Below are 2,579 nucleotides of genomic sequence, written 5' to 3'. Positions count from 1 at the left end.
CTCCCGGCCCCCGGCCGTCGCGCTACGCGGGGCCGGGCAGCGCCAGCACCACCTCCAGGCCGCCCTCCGGCAGCCCGGTCAGCCGCAGCTCCCCGCCGTGCGCGCCGGCCACCGCCGCCACGATCGCCAGCCCCAGGCCGTGGCCGCGCCGCACCGGGCCGCGCTGCGCCGTCCGCCCCCCGCCGCGCAGGAACGGCTCGGTCAAGGTGGCCACCAGCGCCCCGTCCAGCACCGGGCCGGAGTTGCGCACCACCAGCCGCACCCACCCCGGCCGCCCGCCGTCCGGGCCGGTGCGCACCTCGACCCGGCCGCCCTCGGGCAGGTTGTGCCGCAGCGCGTTCTGCACCAGGTTGACGGCGGCCTGCCGGAGCAGCACCGCGTTGCCCAGGGTCGGCGCCGGGCCCAGTTCGGCCCGCACCCCGACGCCCAGCGCCCCGGCCTCCGCCGCCGTCGCGGCCAGCGCCTCGCGGACCGCCGCCGACAGCTCCAGCGGCGCCGACTCCGGCTCCCGGTGCGAGAGTTCGGCCAGCTGCAGGAGCGCCTCGGTGACCTCGATGCCGCGCTGGTTGGTGTCCTGCAGCCGGGACACCAGCCGCGGCCAGTCCTGGTGCGCCGGGTCGGCCGCCGCGACCTGCAGCATCGTCCGGTTGATCGCCAGCGGGGTGCGCAGCTCGTGCGAGGCGTTCGCGGCGAACCGCTGCTGGGCCTCGAAGGACCGCTCCAGCCGGGCCAGCATCTCGTCGAACGCGTCGGCCAGCTCGGTGAACTCGTCCCGCGGCCCGGCCAGCGCAATCCGGTGCCCCAGGTCGCCGCCGGACGCCCGCCGGGCCGCCGCCGTCACCTCCTGCAGCGGGCGCAGCACCCGCCCCGCGACCAGCCAGCCGCCCGCCATCCCGACCGCCGTCAGCACCGCCAGCGCGTACCCCGACGCCGTCAGCAGCGACTCCAGGATCTCCTGCCGGGACGGCGCGTCCGCCCGGTCGCGCGGATTGGCCGGCATCAGCGGGTAGTTCGGCACGTACCGCATGCCGACGTACACCACGGCCAGGCAGAGCACGCCCGTGGTGAGCGTGAACAGCGTGTAGCTGAGCGTCAGCCGCAGCCGCGCGGTCAGCCGCCGCGGGCGGCTCACGCCGCGTCCAGCCGGTAGCCGACGCCCGGCACGGTGTGGATCACCCACGGCTCGCCGAGCCGCTTGCGCAGGCCCGAGATGGTGATCCGCACCGCGTTGGTGAACGGGTCGGCGTGCTCGTCCCAGGCCCGCTCCAGCAGGTCCTCGGCGCTCACCACGCCGCCGCCGGCCGCCATCAGCACCTCCAGCACCGCGAACTGCTTGCGCGACAGCGCCACGTAGCGGCCGTCCCGGAACACCTCCCGGCGGAACGCGTCCAGCCGGACGCCCGCCCGCTCCAGCACCGGCGGCACCGACTCGGCCGGGCGGCGGGCCAGCGAACGCAGCCGCACCACCAGCTCCGCCAGGTCGAACGGCTTGGTCAGGTAGTCGTCGGCGCCCAGCTCGAACCCGGCGACCTTCTGGTCCAGCCGGGCCGCCGCGGTCAGCATCAGCACCCGGCAGCCCAGCCCCGCCGCGACGATCCGCCGGCACACCTCGTCGCCCGGCATCCCCGGCAGGTCCCGGTCCAGCACCACCACGTCGTAGCGGTGCACCGCCAGCCGCTCCCACGCCGCCTCGCCGTCCCCCGCCACGTCGCAGGCGATCGCCGCCAGCCGCAGCCCCGCCTGCACGGCCTCGGCGAGGTACTCCTCGTCCTCCACCACCAGCACCCGCACGCACCGCTCCGTTCCTCGACGCCCCCGGTCATTGGACACCGCGGGGCATGTCGAAAACGTATGCGCCGACGCAGACGCCCGCGCAACACCCCCCGCCCTGCAATGGGACCGGACAGCACGGACGGCCGGGAGGCGGAGATGAAGAAGATCGGACGGACCACGATCACCGGACTGGGCGCGGTGGCGCTCCTCGGGGCGGTCGCGGCGTACACCCTCGTCCCCGCGGGCCCGCGGCCCGCCGACGGCGAGCTCCCCACCGGCACCTCGGTCGCCGTGGACGCGGACCTCCCCGCCCTGCGCGGGCTCGACCCCGCGCTGCTGGCCGCGGTCCGCGCCGCGGCGGCCGACGCCCGCGCCCGGGGCGTCGACCTGCGGATCACCTCCGGCTGGCGCAGCCCCGCCTACCAGCAGCGCCTCCTCGACGACGCCGTCACCCGCTACGGCACCCTCGACCTGGCCCGCCGCTACGTCAACACCCCCGAGAGGTCCACCCACGTCTCCGGCCGCGCCGTCGACGTCGGCCCCACCGACGCCGCCGACTGGCTGGGGCGCAACGGCGCCCGGTACGGGCTCTGCCAGGTGTACGCCAACGAGATGTGGCACTTCGAGCTGCTCACCGCCCCCGGCGGGACCTGCCCGGAGCAACTGCCCGACGCGGCGGGCTGACGCGGCGGGCTGACGCGGTCAGCGGCCCCCTAGTAGTGCTTCGTTACGTTGGGTGATCTTGCCTGTTGGTGGGCATTCTTCAGGTGTGAAGCTGGGGGATGTGGAGCGGCTCCGTGGTGAGT

The 2,579-nt window shown here is 76.1% G+C and carries 3 protein-coding genes; 1 reads left to right on the top strand and 2 read right to left on the bottom strand.

Annotation, left to right across the window (positions count from 1 at the left end):
• Positions 1 to 22: 22 nt before the first annotated feature.
• Complete coding sequence (locus ACFUEL_RS38300; protein ID WP_380242628.1) at positions 23 to 1,132, bottom strand: sensor histidine kinase; 1,110 nt, start codon at positions 1,130 to 1,132, stop codon at positions 23 to 25.
• A complete protein-coding gene (locus tag ACFUEL_RS38295; protein WP_380242626.1) occupies positions 1,129 to 1,791 on the bottom strand; it encodes a response regulator transcription factor in 663 nt (220 codons plus the stop codon). Before ACFUEL_RS38295 ends, ACFUEL_RS38300 begins: the two co-directional genes overlap by 4 nt.
• Positions 1,792 to 1,929: 138 nt before the next feature.
• Here ACFUEL_RS38295 and ACFUEL_RS38290 point away from each other — a divergent pair, with 138 nt between their 5' ends.
• Positions 1,930 to 2,457, top strand: a complete 528-nt coding sequence (locus ACFUEL_RS38290) for a M15 family metallopeptidase (RefSeq protein ID WP_380242625.1) — start codon at positions 1,930 to 1,932, stop codon at positions 2,455 to 2,457.
• The last annotated feature ends 122 nt before the right edge of the window (positions 2,458 to 2,579 follow it).

Origin of the sequence: Kitasatospora sp. NPDC057198, from assembly GCF_042670125.1 — a bacterium.
In the GTDB taxonomy this organism is placed as follows: Bacteria; Actinomycetota; Actinomycetes; order Streptomycetales; family Streptomycetaceae; genus Kitasatospora.
The sequence above is the reverse complement of the archived record's forward strand: the minus strand, read 5'-3'. Positions and strand labels throughout refer to the sequence as shown.